Below are 15,946 nucleotides of genomic sequence, written 5' to 3'. Positions count from 1 at the left end.
ACTATATTTACTAAAAGGAGCGTATTTATGTCTGATATAGATTTATTCGATATTTCAAAAAAATTATTTAATCTATTAATATCAATACATGGAAAAGCTTTTAACCCTACCGAACTTTCAAAAGGTCATTGTATTCCGCCTTCTCATATAAAAGTTATCTTTTACTTACATTGCCATGATTCTGCATCAGTATCTGAAATTGGAAAAAGGTTATGTATCTCTAAGCCTAATATGACTCCTATTATTGACAAATTAGTATCTGAGGGATTTGTTACCAGATATGAGGATCCTCATGACAGACGTGTCTTAAGGGTAAAAATGACTGAAAAGTCTATAGATTTTATAAATGGAGTAAAGGAAAGTGTAACTTCACAATTTGCCTCAAAACTTTCTGTTCTTGATAAAGAAGACTTAAATGAATTATCTAATTCAGTAGACACTATAAAAAATATATTATCTAAATTAAGTTTATTATTATAAAATAAGGGATTAAAGTACTAATTATTTAAATTATTGTACTTCAATCCCTTATAAACTTACATTTTACTTTCTATCCATCTAAATATATCTATGTAAACATCCTTTTTATTAATTTCATTTAACATTTCATGACGTCCATCTTTATATAACTTATATGTTACATCTTTAATACCTATTTCTTTAAGATTATTGTATAAATTTATTATACCTTTTCCTCTCATTCCCACTGGATCCTTATCTCCTGCAAATATATATACAGGTAAATCTTTTCTAACAATGTCAAAGTTTCCTTTTTTATTTATCGTTAATAACCCTTTAAACAATTCATTAAAAAATGATACTGTAGGAATTCCTCCACAATATGGATCATTAATATACTTGTCCACTTCTTTACTATCTGAACATAACCAATCTAATTCTGTTCTTCCTTCTAATCGTTTGTTATAACTGCCAAATGTAATTTTATTTATAATTTTTCCTCTTTTGCTTCCACCAAATATACATACACCACAACCTGATATTAACTTACCTATCCTTGTTGCCTTAGGTGGTTTACCATTACTACCACTTAAAATTAATGCATCTATATCATTACTATAAAGTTGTATATATCTCTGTGCTACAAAAGATCCCATAGAATGCCCTAATAAAATTATCTTTTTATCTTTATAGTCTCTTTTTATTTCTTCAGTTATTAAGTGAACATCTTTAACTAACCACTCAAAGTCATCCTTATCCAAATGACCTAATTTATCTTTTGATTCAGCGGTCTTTCCATGACCTCTATGATCATGTCCATACACAGCATAACCACCATCACTTAAATAACTTGCAAAATCATCATATCTTAATATTGTTTCTAACATTCCGTGAGATATTTGAACTACTCCTTTTATCTCTCCTTCTGGTATCCATTTATAACAATTAATTTTTACACCTTCATCATCTACTATAGAAAAATTAAATCTCTTTGTCATATTTTAATCCCTCATCATATCTATTATAAATATTTTAAACTATTCAGTATAAATATTTTATATCCGGCAGTACAACTTTTCAATATCTAAAAAATATTGGACATAACTATATCGACATTACACGATTATTACAAAGAAGGATTACTCCCTCTCATTAATCGAAACCTAGGAAACATACAACAATTTAATGATACATACATAGCAAAAACTATCGTTATAACAAAATTTGTTATAACGATAGTTTCTTTTATCATAACACAAGTCATACACTCAGAAATTCCGCAAGAATTTCTTCCTTAACTGTAAATTGATTAATATGCTTTTCCCCAGTAAACCATTGATTTTGCTTTTTTACCACAACATACACAAGTATCTGTAATTTCTTCTTGTTCAAATGGCATACATCTTGAAGTTAATCCAGCTTTTTCTTTTATAGCTTCTTCGCAAGCTAAATCTCCACACCACATAGCCTTTATAAATCCTGGCTTAGTGTCTGCTATTTCCTTAAGTTCTTCCATAGTTTTAGCTACAAAAGTCTTTTCTTCTCTATTTTGTAGTGCTTTAGCATAAAGATTATCATGAATTTCGTCTAATAATTCACAGATTCTAGTTTCTAAGTTATCTAAAGATACTACTTCTTTTTCTCTTGTATCTCTTCTTACTAAAACTGCTACATTATTTTCAATATCTTTTGGTCCAATTTCAACTCTTACTGGAACACCTTTCATTTCCCATTCATTAAACTTCCATCCTGGCATCTTATCTGAAGTATCTGCTTTAACTCTAGCAACTTTAGAAATTCTTTCTCTTAATTCTTCAGCTTTTTCAAGGACACCTTCCTTATGTTGTGCTATTGGTACTATTATAACTTGTGTTGGTGCAACTCTTGGTGGAAGTACTAAACCGCTATCATCTCCATGAACCATGATTATAGCCCCGATAAGTCTAGTTGTTACTCCCCATGAAGTTTGATGAACATATTGTTTTTGTGAATTTTTGTCACTATATTGAATTCCAAAGCTCTTTGCAAATCCATCTCCAAAGTTGTGAGATGTACCACTTTGAAGTGCTTTACCATCATGCATTAAACTTTCTATAGTATAAGTTGCTTCAGCTCCTGCAAACTTTTCCTTTTCAGTTTTTTGTCCCTTAACTACTGGTATAGCTAAGAAGTTCTCCATCATTTCTGCATAAACATTTAACATTTTGATTGTTTCTGCTTGTGCTTCTTCTGCTGTAGCATGAGCTGTGTGACCTTCTTGCCATAAGAATTCTGTAGTTCTTAAAAATGGTCTTGTAGTCTTTTCCCATCTAACAACAGAACACCATTGATTATATAACTTTGGAAGATCTTTATGACTTTCGATAATTTTTGAATAATGATCACAGAAAAGTGTTTCTGATGTTGGTCTTACTGCCAATCTTTCAGTAAGTTCATTATCTCCACCTTTTGTTACCCATGCAACTTCTGGAGCAAAGCCTTCTACGTGATCTTTTTCCTTTTGTAATAGTGATTCTGGTACAAACATTGGCATATATACATTTTCATGACCAGTTTCTTTAAACTTAGCATCTAAATATTTTTGGATATTTTCCCATAATGCATATCCATAAGGTCTTATTATCATACAACCCTTAACACTTGAATAGTCAACAAGCTCTGCTTTTTTAACTATATCTGTATACCACTGTGCAAAGTCTTCATCCATTGATGTTATTTCAGAAACAAACTTTTTATTATTTTTCTTACTCATATATATTCCTCCTAAATTTAATTTACAAAAATAAAAACACCGAGAATATCCAAAAGGGACCATTCTCGGCGTTACCACCCTAATTAATATAAAACAATACTGTCTTATATTCTCTCTAACTTCCTATAACGTGGAAACCCGCTGTATCCTACTAAAATCTTTTCAGTACAGAACTCCAAGGCTGGTTCAAAACACTATCTTAGAAACTTACACCTACCGTTTCCTCTCTATAAAGAATCACATTTTTACTATTCCTCTTCAAAGCCTTTTTTATATACCTATATGATAAATTACAAAGTTTTTTATGTCAATGATATAGTACTATCGATTTAAAAACTTATTAATAAGCTCTCCTAATATCTTTATTCCTCTTTCAATAGTTTCCTCATCACAATTTGTGTAATTTAATCTCATAGTATTAGATTTATCAGAATCTACATAAAAACAAGATCCTGGTACAAAAGCAACTTTATTTTTTAAAGCCTCATCAATTAAATCTTCAGTATAAAATTCATTAGGTAATGTAACCCATATAAACATTCCACCTTCTGTTTCTGTAAAAGAAACATCCTTTGGAAAATATTTTCTCATAGCTTCTACCATTGCATTTCTTTGAGCCCTATAATGCTTTCTTATTAATGCAATATGAGCATCTAAATCATTATTTTCTAAATATTTATATACTACTCTTTGGGCAAAAGAATTTGTTTGTAAATCTGCTGCTTGTTTTGCTACAGTTAGTTTTTCTATAATTTCTTTATCTCCAGCAACCCATCCAAGTCTCATAGCTGGCGCAACAATCTTTGAAAAACTTCCAAATAATAATCTATTTTTCTTAATAAGTGATGATACTGGTTTTTGTTCTTCACCTATAAACCTAAGTTCTCCATATGGATCATCTTCTATATAAATAACATTACTATCATTAATTACAGATGCCATAGCTTCTCTTTTTTCTTTTGAATATGTAATTCCTGATGGATTTTGAAAATTAGTTACTGTATAAATCATCTTATTATTCTTATCTTTTAATGCTTCTTTTAAACCTTCAATACTTATACCGTCATCCTCCATATCAACAGCTGTAAATTTAGGTTGATACATAGAAAATGATTGAATTGCTCCAAGATAAGCTGGTTTTTCTAATATAATACCATCGCCTTCATCTATAAATACCTTTCCTACAAGATCCATTGCTTGTTGTGATCCACTTACTATAAGTATTTCATCAGCACTTATATCCATGCCTTTCTTTCTATATCTATTAGCAATAAATTCTCTAAGTGGTTTATATCCCTCTGTTGTACTATATTGAAGAGTATGATCCTTATCTTCATCTAGTGCTAATTCTGTAGCTTTCTTTATTTCTTCTATAGGGAAAAATTTAGGGTTAGGTAATCCACCTGCAAAAGATATTATTGAACTATCCTCTGTAACCTTTAAAATTTCTCTTACAAATGATTTTGGTACGTTTTTAATTCTGTTAGAATATAAATCAGTCATATTTTAGCCCCCTACGTTAATTTACTACTAATAATACCACTTTATTATAATTAATAAAAGAAGAATTTATCACATTAAAACTAAATGATAATTTCTTCTTTTACTTTCTTTATAACTATTCTAATTTCTTATCAAAAACCTCATCTGCTATACCTTTATCAACTTTAATTTCCGTTGTTTCAAACCCATATATGGTATTATTATTTTTATCTAATCTTCTATGCTCTAATATTATCCCGGTCTCTTTATCTACTATATAAACTACTTTTTCTATTCCATCCTTACTTTCAAACTCCATTTTGCTTTCTATTTTAGCAGCATCTCTTTCTAAATAAGTACACCACTCTATTTCCCAATTACCTATATTTCTTAATAAGTACGCCCCTTCTTCTTCGTTCAATAAAGTTGTTCTTGCTTGTTGTAAATATTCTGTATCCACTCTTCCAATAAATTGTTCTTCATCATCTATTCTATCTTTTACCTTAAGCTTCGGAATATACTCATCTACCACATCATTAACTGCAAATTCTCTTACCTTATGTCTTCCATATTCCATAGATACAACATTATTATCTTTTACTAATACCTCATATAAGTTTGATTTTATATATGTCCTCTTTTTCTCATTATCTACATAATAGTGTACTTCACCTTCATCGCTATTAAAATTATTATATGTACCACTTACATTTTTATAAAAATCAATACTATTAAGTACCTTATACATAAGTAATTCTTTTTCTGTCATACCTTCAAAAAATTTATTATCTACTTTTATATGTTTAACATACTCTGGATACTTGTCCTCACTTTTATTTCCTTTTAATAAAACTGTAGTCACTCCCCCACCTACTATTAAAACTAATAAAATACTAATTATTATAATTGTCTTTTTATTTATTTTCACTACCCCACACTCCTAATGATATATATTTTGCATATAACTTCTTATTTTTAAAGTTGCTTACTACTTCATCTTCATACATTGATTTTGCTAAATATAACCTAATCTCATCTGAAGACTTTACATAATCTAGATCCATTCCATTAAAATGATACTGTATCTTTATTTCTTTATATCCATCACGTTCTCTCAAGTTTGTTATTTCAGCATAATCATTTTTTACCATTCCTATACTTAAGATACTTTCATCACATAGATTGCTCCGTAAAACTTTATTTGAATCATTTCCTTTTATCTTTAAAGCTACCTCAACTTTTACTATTCCTGTTTCCTTTTCGATATCTACAGTACATCCTTCAACATTAATTTCTTCATGTTCTGTCTTAATCCATCGATCCTTTGAATATTTTTCTTCATAATATTCCTTTGGAATTTCTTTGTTAACTCTATAATATTGAAATCCCATAATTGCAATTATTAATAAACTTAAAATACATATTATAATCTTTTTCATAAATCACTTTACCTCATCTATTATTCGTCCTCTATCAACAAAAAGAATTTTATCTGCTACGCTCTCTAATTCTTCCTTATCATGGTTTGCTATTAAGATAGTTTTTCCTTTACTCTTCATATCAAGAATTATGTCATTTATAAGCCTTACACCATCTATATCAAGTGCATTTGTTGGTTCATCTAGAATAATTAACTCTGGATCTTCCATTATAGCCTGAGCTATTCCAAGTCTCTGTTTCATTCCTAAAGAATATTTCTTAAATTTCCTAGTATCCTTTGGGTCTAATCCTACTTTTTTTATAGCTTCTTCTATATCTTTATCACTTATGATTCCTTTTATTTCTGCTAGATACTTCAAGTTTCTAAATCCAGTTAAATTATCTAAAAATCCTGGATATTCTATAAGAACTCCTAAACTATTAGGAAAAGATATATCTTTTCCTAACACCTTATTATCAATAATAATTTCTCCACTATCTACATTTATAAGACCACATATAGCTCTAAATAACATAGTTTTACCAGAACCATTTTTCCCTCTAAACCCATAAATTTTTCCTTTTTCTAAAGAAATACTTATATTATCTAAAACTACATTATTTCCAATTGTCTTGTTAATGTTTTTAATATCTATATATGCTTCTTTCATTTTTTTCTCCTTGTCCTAATTTTATATAATCTCTTTTTTACTACTTAACTTTATTCCAACACCTAAAGCAACTATAAATACTACAGAAGTATATATCATAGATTTTGCTAAAGATAAATTATGTTCAACATCATATGGTATATGCCTTAATATAATAGAATGTTGTCCTGGCATAAAATTACTTTCTATATATACCGATGCAATTAATAAAACTGTAACAATAAGCAATGAATATTTATAATCTATTACTAAAGATATAACACTGCTTATAGCAACTAACATTATCGTTGTTACTATATATAAAGAAATAATATCAAACTGCAACTCTACACAATTTCCTACAACTATTCTTCCTATAATGTATGGTATAAAAAATACAACACAATAATATACAACTACATTCATGATCGATGCCAAAAGCTTACATAACCAAAACTTAGTTTTTCCACATCTTGTAACAACATATATACCATTCTTTGAAAAATCCTCATATCCTTGTTTTCCTACTACATAAACAATGATAAAATTAGTTAAAAACCAAATAGCTGGAAATTGAATTTCACTTATATCTTTACTATACTTAACTCCATTAAATATCTCAAAAAATATGTTTATCCCTTCTCCGTTAAAACAATCAAATCTCCCCATTGTAATTAGACTTAGAAATATATAAAATATTGCTATATATACATATGTATGCTTACTATTTTTTATCATAAATACAATTTCACGTGTAAGTAACGCTTTTATACTACTATTTTTCATACTATTTCTTTGTAAAAAAATCTTTTTTTACAACATACCCCTTTCCAATAATAAATGATAAAATAGCAAGTATTAATAAAAATAACACCTTTACTATTATTACTTGTGGCTCCACAAAGTCATCTACCCTTAGTGACATTCTTTTTATACTAAGTTCAAATCCATTAATTGTAATTTCACTAAATATCATAACTATTAAGACTAAATATGCATACTTGCTATCTATATAACTCCTTAATGCTCCTGTTAATATTCCAATTGATATTAACCCAATAAATAATAATAAAAATATTATTCCTAATATAATCCATGTTTTTAGATATGGAACTATTTTGTTCCACAATTCTGTATTGCCATAGCAACGAAATACTATACTGTTACTTTGTTGCCATCTATTCGAAAAACTTCCTAACATAAATCCACTTATTACATAAGTTTCAGTAGTTATAAATACACTATATAAAAAAGCTATAGTAACTATTTTTTTAATTTGATTTTTCCAATACATTTCTTTTGATTCTTGTCTCAAAATTATATTCTTACTATCATCTAAATTCAAAATACTTATTATCCAAAATATAAAAATAATAACTATAGGAAAAGCTAGAATTTTATAATTTAGCATCCCAGTTCCCATTGGATTTATAATTAAATCAAAAATAGAAAGATTATATCCAGGATTTGTTTTTATTAATCCATAACTCATACCAATATGTATTGCTAGAACAAATAAACTACAACCTATAATTCGCTTTTTAAAATATCTTAAAGTGCTAAATACATTCACGCTTATTCCCCCCGATAATAAAAACTAAATAACTAATTATCATAACTAAAATAAACTCTATAATTATAGCTGCAAAACTTTTATATAAACCTAAATATAAAAAACTTGCAGGATAATATCTATACCCTTGGAAAAATTCAATAATTATAGCACCTACATGATAAATAATAAAAGGTGAAAATAGCACTACTATTTTGTTTCTAATAAATATACTTAAACTAAGACCTACTGATGAAAATAATCCTGCATAGATAAAATATATTCCTATCCATAATGCTATATATAGATTAGGATGACTATAAAACATTTTGGGGAAGATATCAGTTTGCAAAATTGTACTCACTCCTAATAAAGGATTTGTTTCTACTGATGGTACCCTTAGTTTTAGCACAACAAAACTTACTACTATTGGTATTGCCACTGCAACTCCTGAAAGAATAAAATTAGCTAAAAATTTAGTACGTAAATACTTTTTCTTATCACCTCGTATATAAATAAATTTCAAAAATCCACTTTTACTATCTTCTACATAGGTATCAGAATATACTAATGAGCTTAATAGTGGTAATATTAGAATTAATATGTTCGCTGGTCTTGATAAATTAAAAAATATAAAGCAATCATACGATGTATAAACATTAGCTTTCAGATAGCTATACAAAAATTCATCTGTAGAATATCTTGGTACACTAAATGTATATATTGAACTAAAAATAATAATTACTAAAAACGTAATCCAAAATGACTTCCTTGTTACTCCTCTTTTTATCTCTTCTTTTAACATAAGTTAACCCTTTCCTCAATTATCCTGTGAAAAGGTGTATTACAATAACAATATATTGTAATACATCTTTCCCATATTTTATCTAGTTAAAAATTTATACTGAATCTGGACTCCATAGTCCTTTTGCTTCCCATGTATATGTCCAACGATAATCACTATCAAAAATTAACTTAACCCATGCACCAGGTCCGTTATTATCTTCATACGCATAATTTTGTATATAATACTCTCCTGTACCTGTAAGCACCCTTTTCCACGATTTACTAAAGAAGCTTCCATTACTCTTGACTAAATTTGTATAAAGTCTATCATTTGATTTCTTATTAGTAAATTTACTAACCTTAATATATGCTGATGTATCATCAAGTTTTTTTCTTGCCTCTGTATATCTTATACTATCTTTATTTCCTCCAACCTTATAAGACCATTTTGAATCAGTTACATTTCCTGCTGCATATGCCTTAGTAACATATTGACATCCAATTAATGTAGTAAATAATCCTACGATTAACATCGTTCTTGACAAATTCTTAAATTTTCCTTTTAACATTCTTCTTCCCTCCAAAAAAATAATATACTAGTATATTTCCTTTTTTGTAATATTATATAAACATATTATCATACTTTTAGCACTGGTTTTGTCGTTTTTTGGCATTGTAATTACTTTTTTTTGTTTTTTTATTTTTTTATTTTTTTCTTCTTTATGCGTTTTATGTATTTAATTTGAAATTTATTAGAACAATATACTATTATTGTAAAACTAATGGAAACATGATATGTGAAGCTTTTGAGGACAGATTAAAATTAATGTTTTTTAATGTATTTTTCCAATCATAATTAAAATACGAAAGACTGCACATAAATTTATAGATATAATAAATAAAGTTCCTACTAAAACTATAAACAATCTATGTTTACCAACGTAGAAACTTTATTAAAACATATATAATTTAAAATATAAGACGTATTACTGAATCGATTACTTGTAAAGAACCATAGCTGATATCCCTTCTACAGTTACTACATCCTTATCTATTACCCTAATTATATCTGTTCCTGCATTATTTTTATCTAACACAACATTCCATCCTCTATTAGGTAACTTTATCTTAACCTCTTCTCTATTTCCATTAAATATTACAGCTATTTCATTCCATGTATCTCCTACTGCTGCACTATTTATAGTATATGCTACTATATTTTCCTTACTAAAAGCTTCCCCTTTACTTAAGAACTTAATATTATTAGCTATATCAACAGTTCTATCCATTCTAAATCCTTTGTGAGCTTTTCTAAGCTTTATAAGACCTTTATAATAATTAAATATATCAATAAATTCTTCTTTTCTCTTCCAGTCTAACTTGTTTACGCTATCCGGTGATTTATGACTATTTTCATCCAATGTTCCATCTTCTTTGACCTTTGTTCTTGCAAATTCTTCCCCGGCATGAATAAATGCTATTCCCTGTGATGTTAATATTATAGATGCTATTAACTTATTCATTATTTTTAATTCATTTATAGTAGCATTTTTATTTACTACTTGTAGCTTATCAAATAATGTGTAATTATCATGTGCTGATGCATAAGTAATTGTTTGATATGGCTCATTTGCCCATGGTCTATCTGAATAATTAACTTTGCTATAATCTACCTCAGGATGTTTTGTTGAAGCTACTACTGCAAACTTTATTGTTTCTTCCATACCTTTTGCACCATTAACAAAACCAGGCTTATCTTCATAAAAAACATGTCCTTTTACACCATCTCTTATATCATCACTAAAAACTGCAATTTGCATATTTCCATACTTAACGGTATTCTTTTTTAATGCTGCCTTTTCTTCTGGTAATGGTGATGGTCCACCATTCCATCCCTCACCATACATTAGTATAGTTTTATCTATTTTGTCTAATCCTTTTCTTATCTCTTTCATAGTATCTATATCATGAAGTCCCATAAGATCAAATCTAAATCCATCAATATGAAACTCTTTTGCCCAATAAATTACTGAATCAACTATAAACCTTCTTACCATCCTTCTCTCTGATGCAGTTTCATTTCCACAAGCAGATCCATCAGCAAAATTTCCTTTTGAATCTTGTCTATAATAATATCCTGGTACCGCTAAGTTTAAATTTGAATCAAAACTTTTCATTGTATGATTATAAACCATATCCATTACAATTCTTATTCCTTTTTTATGTACCTCTTTAACCATTTCCTTAAACTCTTTTATTCTAACTTCCCCATTAAACGGATCTGTTGAATAAGATCCTTCTGGTGCATTATAATTCTTTGGATCATATCCCCAGTTATATTGAGGTTTATCTAAATTAGCTTCATCTACTGTACTATAATCAAAACTAGGTAGCAAGTGAATATGTGTTATACCTAAGTCATCTAAATGATCTAGACAAGTCTTTGTTCCATTATTAGTTGTCGTACCGCTTTCACATACACCTAAAAACTTTCCTTTTTTTGCATTACTAACACCAGATTCTTCATCTATAGAAAAATCCCTAACATGCATTTCATATATAATAGCATCTACTGGTGATATTTGTTTTGGTTTGATATCATCTTCCCATCCTTCAGGATTAGTACTTAATAAATCAACTACCATTCCTCTATCACCATTAACACCAAGAGCTTTAGCATATGGATCTACAATTTCATTTTCAACACCTTTATTTTTTACTATATAGTTATAATATTCCCCATTCAAATCTCCATCTACTTTAACGCTCCAAGTACCTTTTTCCCCTTTTATCATATCTATTTTACTTCTATAAGAATTTCTATATTCTTTTCCATCAGTTCCATAAAGTATAACCTTTACATCTTCTGCAGTAGGTGCCCATAATACAAATTTTGTATCCATTTTTGAATATATAGCTCCCAATTCACCTTCATAATAATATGTATTTTCAAATTCATCATAACTAATAGCTTTATATCCTGATCCTGTGTTTACCTCAAAATATTTCTTATCTCCCATCCTATTTCATCCCCTAACATATTTATATATAATTAAACTTATACTTTAAATCTTACTTTATACCTCTTTATATATTCAACACATTTCATAAGACAATTAGTTATTTGTATAAAGCATACAATTTGGCATATACTTTTCAGTATATAATATACAATTTCTATATAAAAAAATAGCAACTAACAGACCAATTAGTAATTGATAAAAAATCTTTATCTATTACTAACCTCAAACTGTTAGTTGCTAGTTATTAACTATTTTCTAATTTCTTTGTCTTTTTTTGATAACTAATACTCCAACTAAAACTAATCCCATTCCTATAGCTGCTACAACAGTTGTTCCTACTGAACCTGTCTTTGTAAGAATCTTCTTTGATGGTTTCTTCTTACCTTGTTCTACTTGTTGAGTATTGTTTTTAACATCTTCCTTTTTAGTATCATCTTTTTTAACGTCTCCTGAATTAGGTTTTTCTTCTTCTCCAGGTGTTACTACTTCACTTGTTTCATAACTCTTTGTATCTACTAATACATAAGAAGTTCCTGCTGGTACTGTTACCTTATTTCCAGTAACCTTAGCTAATTCTTTTACGCCAGCTTTAGATCCATCTACTACTACTGTCCAATCAGATGTTGGAAGAGTTACTTCTACATCTTCTTTATTAGCATTAAATACTACAGCTATATTTTCCCAACTATCTCCTACTGCAGATCCTTTTAATGTGTATGCAACAACATTTTTACCAGTAAAATCTGTACCTTCTGTTAAGAAAGTTAAGTTATTTTGAATATCTTCAGTAGAATTCATTCTAAATGCCTTATGAGATTTTCTAAGCTCAATTAATCCTTTATAGTAATTATATAAATCTGAATATTCTCCTTTTCTTGACCAGTCTAATTGATTGACACTATCTGGAGAGCTATAACTATTTTCATCAAGAGTTCCATCTTCTTTAACCTTTGTTCTAGCAAGCTCTTCTCCTGCTTGCATAAATGGTATACCTTGAGAAGTATATACTATTGCAGCTGACATCTTATTCATAGCTTGTAATTCTTCATCAGTTGCATCTGGATTTGTTGTTTGTAATCTATCCCATAATGTTAAATTATCATGAGCAGATGCATAATTAATTGTTTGATATGGTTCATTTGCCCATGGCTCACCTTGTGTATGATCTCTACCGATATTACTGTAGTCTATATCATCATGTTTAGTTGAACCAACAATACCAAACTTTATAGTATCTTCGAAATCTTCTCCGCCATTAACGAAACCTGGTTCTGTATTTGTAAATACATGACCTTTTATACCATCTCTAATATCATCACTAAATGCTGCTATTTGCATTTCACCGAATAAAGGTATATTAGCTTTTAATGCAGCCTCACTACTTGGTAATGAAGAAGCTCCTCCTGTCCATCCTTCTCCATACATTACTATAGATTTATCTATCTTATCTAATTCAGTTCTAATCTTCTTCATAGTAGTAATATCGTGAAGTCCCATAAGATCAAATCTAAATCCATCAATATGATATTCTTTAGCCCAATATACAACTGATTCTACCATCATTTTTCTAACCATAGAACGTTCAGATGCTAATTCATTTCCACATCCTGAACCATTTGAGAAGTTTCCTTCAGCATCTTGACGGTAATAATAATCTGGTACTGCTAAATTAAATAATGAATCCGCAGTAGCTCCAGTATGATTATAAACAACATCCATAACAACTCTTATTCCAGCTTTATGGAGTGCTTGTACCATCTTCTTAAATTCAGTTATTCTAACTTCTGCTGTATAAGGATCTGAAGAATATGAACCTTCTGGTGCACTATAGTTTTGTGGATCATATCCCCAGTTAAATTGAGGTTTATCTAACTTTGTTTCATCTATTGATCTTTGATCAAATGTTGGTAATAAATGAACTGTTGTTACCCCTAATTCTTTTAAGTGATCTATACCAGTTTTTATATCAGTTCCAGGAACCTTAGTACCTTCTTCCCAGAAACCATTATACTTACCTCTATATTCTACAGAAACGCCAGAATCTTCACTAATAGAGAAATCTCTTATATGTATTTCATATATTACAGAATCTGTTGCATCTTTAAGTTCAGGTTTAGTATCTTTATTCCATCCCTCTGGATCTGTTGCATCTAAATCTACTACCATTCCTCTGTTACCATTTACTCCTACTGCTTTTGCATATGGATCAGTAACTTCATTAGTCTTTCCATTAATAGTAACTAAATAGTTGTAATATGTTCCATTTAAATCACCAGATTGCTCTAATGACCAAGTTCCATTATCACCTTTTACCATATCTACAGTCTTTTTAGCAGCACAAGTATAGTCTTTACCATTAGTTCCGTAAAAAGCTACTTGAACTTTACTTGCTGTTGGTGCCCATAATACAAATTTTGTTTTATCTTTTCCATATAAAGCACCTAAGTCTCCATCATAGGTATATAGCTTTGCAAATTCTTCTGTTTCATATATCTTACCAAAGCTAGATATTGCTGAAGTATATCCCTTTATTTCTAATGTGTATGTCTTGTTGATATCAATCTTTGAATCTGTTTTTATCTTTCCACCAAGTTTATTTTCATTGATTGTTAACTTATACTTACTTGCATCAACAACTTTATTATCTTCTTTTAAAACTACCTTTGCATTATCTGATAATTTTGAATTAACTTTAAAGCTAAAATCATTTAAAGAATCTATCTTAAATGATTCAATAGCTGGTTGCTTGATTGGCTCATTTGGATAATAGTATATTTTTTCATTACCTTGAAGGAAATATGCATTAATTTCACCTTTATTATTAGCATATGCAAGATTTACAAATCTATCTATATTACAATCTTTAGCTGACCAATCAGGTTTTCTTATTATAACTCCTACTTTTTCTGCATCTTTAACATTATCAAAAGATGCTGTTGCTATTTTTCCATATTCATCTTCACCAGTAAATGAAACTGCTTTACCATCACCTATCCAAGCCCATACATCCCAATCATCATAGTCTTGTCCAAATCTATAGTAATGAATATTTAACTTAACATTATCAAAATCCCTATTTATTGCCTTTGGCTCTGAAACAGTAGATGTTGCATCACCTTGAGTAACTACTACTTCTTTGTCGCCATTCGCTAAAGATACTTTTTCATCTGAAGTAGCTTTAGCTTCCCAATCACCTTTACGTACAATATAATTTATTTCACTAGCTTCCTTTGTAGATTCTATAACAGCAAATGCGCCATCATCATCTTTCCCCATAAAATCTACTTGCTTTCCATCTTTGCCGGTTTCCCAAACCCACAAATTCCAATTACTATAATCCCCATCAGGTCTGTTGTACCTAATTTTTACGTACACAGTTTCATCGCCTGCTGCTGATGCTGTTAATAAAGGTACTTGCATCATAGTAAACATAAGAATAAATGCTACAATTAAAGCTGACCAATGTTTTATCTTTTTCACAAACCCCACTCCCTTAAAACGTTTTCTCAAGTTAATTATAATACAGTTTTATTTTTATATAAATGTATAAAAATAGATTTGTAACTTGTCACAAATTATCTATACACCTCTTTGTATCCGTTTACAATGCTTGTTCTATGCAATAAAATAATTTAGATTACCACCACTTAAATATAACATATATTTTTCATAACTATTTACTGATAAAAAAAGCTGTTGCACTTTGATCTGACTCCTGTCAAGTAGACAATCAAAATAAATAAAAGATATATGATGATGCGACTACGTTGTTAGTCGCATTTATCATGATGCTCTTTTTTTCTTTGCTTCTAATTCTGCTTTA

Annotated in this window: 13 protein-coding genes and 1 other annotated feature; of the genes, 1 reads left to right on the top strand and 12 read right to left on the bottom strand. The window is 29.0% G+C overall.

Annotation, left to right across the window (positions count from 1 at the left end):
• The first annotated feature begins 27 nt into the window (after positions 1 to 27).
• On the top strand, positions 28 to 480 hold the full coding sequence (locus KQI30_RS12200) for a MarR family winged helix-turn-helix transcriptional regulator (RefSeq protein WP_216463630.1): 453 nt from the start codon (positions 28 to 30) through the stop codon (positions 478 to 480).
• A gap of 56 nt (positions 481 to 536) precedes the next feature.
• On the opposite strand, the gene KQI30_RS12195 is transcribed toward KQI30_RS12200, so the two are convergent.
• The 12 genes from KQI30_RS12195 to pulA (KQI30_RS12140) all read right to left on the bottom strand — a co-directional run bounded on the left by KQI30_RS12195 (position 537) and on the right by pulA (KQI30_RS12140) (position 15,603).
• A complete protein-coding gene (locus KQI30_RS12195) occupies positions 537 to 1,457 on the bottom strand; it encodes an alpha/beta hydrolase (RefSeq protein WP_216463629.1) in 921 nt (306 codons plus the stop codon).
• Between the two features lie 311 nt (positions 1,458 to 1,768).
• Entirely contained in the window at positions 1,769 to 3,211 is a 1,443-nt protein-coding gene (gene proS, locus KQI30_RS12190) for a proline--tRNA ligase (RefSeq protein WP_216463628.1), read from the bottom strand.
• 51 nt (positions 3,212 to 3,262) lie between these two features.
• Positions 3,263 to 3,482, bottom strand: a binding site (T-box leader).
• Positions 3,483 to 3,532: 50 nt separating this feature from the next.
• A complete protein-coding gene (locus KQI30_RS12185; RefSeq protein ID WP_216463627.1) occupies positions 3,533 to 4,714 on the bottom strand; it encodes a PLP-dependent aminotransferase family protein in 1,182 nt (393 codons plus the stop codon).
• 115 nt (positions 4,715 to 4,829) lie between these two features.
• Complete coding sequence (locus tag KQI30_RS12180) at positions 4,830 to 5,621, bottom strand: hypothetical protein (protein WP_216463626.1); 792 nt, start codon at positions 5,619 to 5,621, stop codon at positions 4,830 to 4,832.
• Entirely contained in the window at positions 5,608 to 6,132 is a 525-nt protein-coding gene (locus KQI30_RS12175) for a hypothetical protein (protein WP_216463625.1), read from the bottom strand. Before KQI30_RS12175 ends, KQI30_RS12180 begins: the two co-directional genes overlap by 14 nt.
• A 3-nt stretch (positions 6,133 to 6,135) precedes the next feature.
• Entirely contained in the window at positions 6,136 to 6,783 is a 648-nt protein-coding gene (locus tag KQI30_RS12170) for an ATP-binding cassette domain-containing protein (protein WP_216463624.1), read from the bottom strand.
• Positions 6,784 to 6,804: 21 nt separating this feature from the next.
• On the bottom strand, positions 6,805 to 7,548 hold the full coding sequence (locus KQI30_RS12165; protein WP_216463623.1) for a DUF2705 family protein: 744 nt from the start codon (positions 7,546 to 7,548) through the stop codon (positions 6,805 to 6,807).
• A gap of 1 nt (position 7,549) precedes the next feature.
• Positions 7,550 to 8,335 (bottom strand): hypothetical protein, encoded by a 786-nt coding sequence (locus KQI30_RS12160; protein ID WP_216463622.1) that lies wholly within the window; start codon positions 8,333 to 8,335, stop codon positions 7,550 to 7,552.
• Positions 8,322 to 9,119, bottom strand: coding sequence for a hypothetical protein (locus KQI30_RS12155; RefSeq protein ID WP_216463621.1), 798 nt, complete (start codon positions 9,117 to 9,119; stop codon positions 8,322 to 8,324). Before KQI30_RS12155 ends, KQI30_RS12160 begins: the two co-directional genes overlap by 14 nt.
• A 94-nt stretch (positions 9,120 to 9,213) precedes the next feature.
• Positions 9,214 to 9,669, bottom strand: a complete 456-nt coding sequence (locus tag KQI30_RS12150) for a hypothetical protein (protein ID WP_216463620.1) — start codon at positions 9,667 to 9,669, stop codon at positions 9,214 to 9,216.
• A 429-nt stretch (positions 9,670 to 10,098) separates the two neighbouring features.
• A complete protein-coding gene (gene pulA, locus KQI30_RS12145) occupies positions 10,099 to 12,120 on the bottom strand; it encodes a type I pullulanase (RefSeq protein ID WP_216463619.1) in 2,022 nt (673 codons plus the stop codon).
• 258 nt (positions 12,121 to 12,378) lie between these two features.
• On the bottom strand, positions 12,379 to 15,603 hold the full coding sequence (gene pulA / locus KQI30_RS12140; protein ID WP_367397856.1) for a type I pullulanase: 3,225 nt from the start codon (positions 15,601 to 15,603) through the stop codon (positions 12,379 to 12,381).
• Between the last annotated feature and the right edge of the window lie 343 nt (positions 15,604 to 15,946).

Origin of the sequence: Clostridium bornimense, from assembly GCF_018917145.1 — a bacterium.
Classification (GTDB): domain Bacteria; phylum Bacillota; class Clostridia; order Clostridiales; family Clostridiaceae; genus Clostridium_AN; species Clostridium_AN bornimense_A.
The sequence above is the reverse complement of the archived record's forward strand: the minus strand, read 5'-3'. Positions and strand labels throughout refer to the sequence as shown.

What these genes read in the sequence shown, in the direction of transcription:
- KQI30_RS12200 (WP_216463630.1), top strand. Translation starts at nt 28, where the DNA reads ATGTCTGATATAGATTTATTCGATATTTCAAAAAAATTATTTAATCTA.
- KQI30_RS12195 (WP_216463629.1), bottom strand. Translation starts at nt 1,457, where the DNA reads ATGACAAAGAGATTTAATTTTTCTATAGTAGATGATGAAGGTGTAAAA.
- proS (WP_216463628.1), bottom strand. Translation starts at nt 3,211, where the DNA reads ATGAGTAAGAAAAATAATAAAAAGTTTGTTTCTGAAATAACATCAATG.
- KQI30_RS12185 (WP_216463627.1), bottom strand. Translation starts at nt 4,714, where the DNA reads ATGACTGATTTATATTCTAACAGAATTAAAAACGTACCAAAATCATTT.
- KQI30_RS12175 (WP_216463625.1), bottom strand. Translation starts at nt 6,132, where the DNA reads ATGAAAAAGATTATAATATGTATTTTAAGTTTATTAATAATTGCAATT.
- KQI30_RS12170 (WP_216463624.1), bottom strand. Translation starts at nt 6,783, where the DNA reads ATGAAAGAAGCATATATAGATATTAAAAACATTAACAAGACAATTGGA.
- KQI30_RS12165 (WP_216463623.1), bottom strand. Translation starts at nt 7,548, where the DNA reads ATGAAAAATAGTAGTATAAAAGCGTTACTTACACGTGAAATTGTATTT.
- KQI30_RS12155 (WP_216463621.1), bottom strand. Translation starts at nt 9,119, where the DNA reads ATGTTAAAAGAAGAGATAAAAAGAGGAGTAACAAGGAAGTCATTTTGG.
- KQI30_RS12150 (WP_216463620.1), bottom strand. Translation starts at nt 9,669, where the DNA reads ATGTTAAAAGGAAAATTTAAGAATTTGTCAAGAACGATGTTAATCGTA.
- pulA (WP_216463619.1), bottom strand. Translation starts at nt 12,120, where the DNA reads ATGGGAGATAAGAAATATTTTGAGGTAAACACAGGATCAGGATATAAA.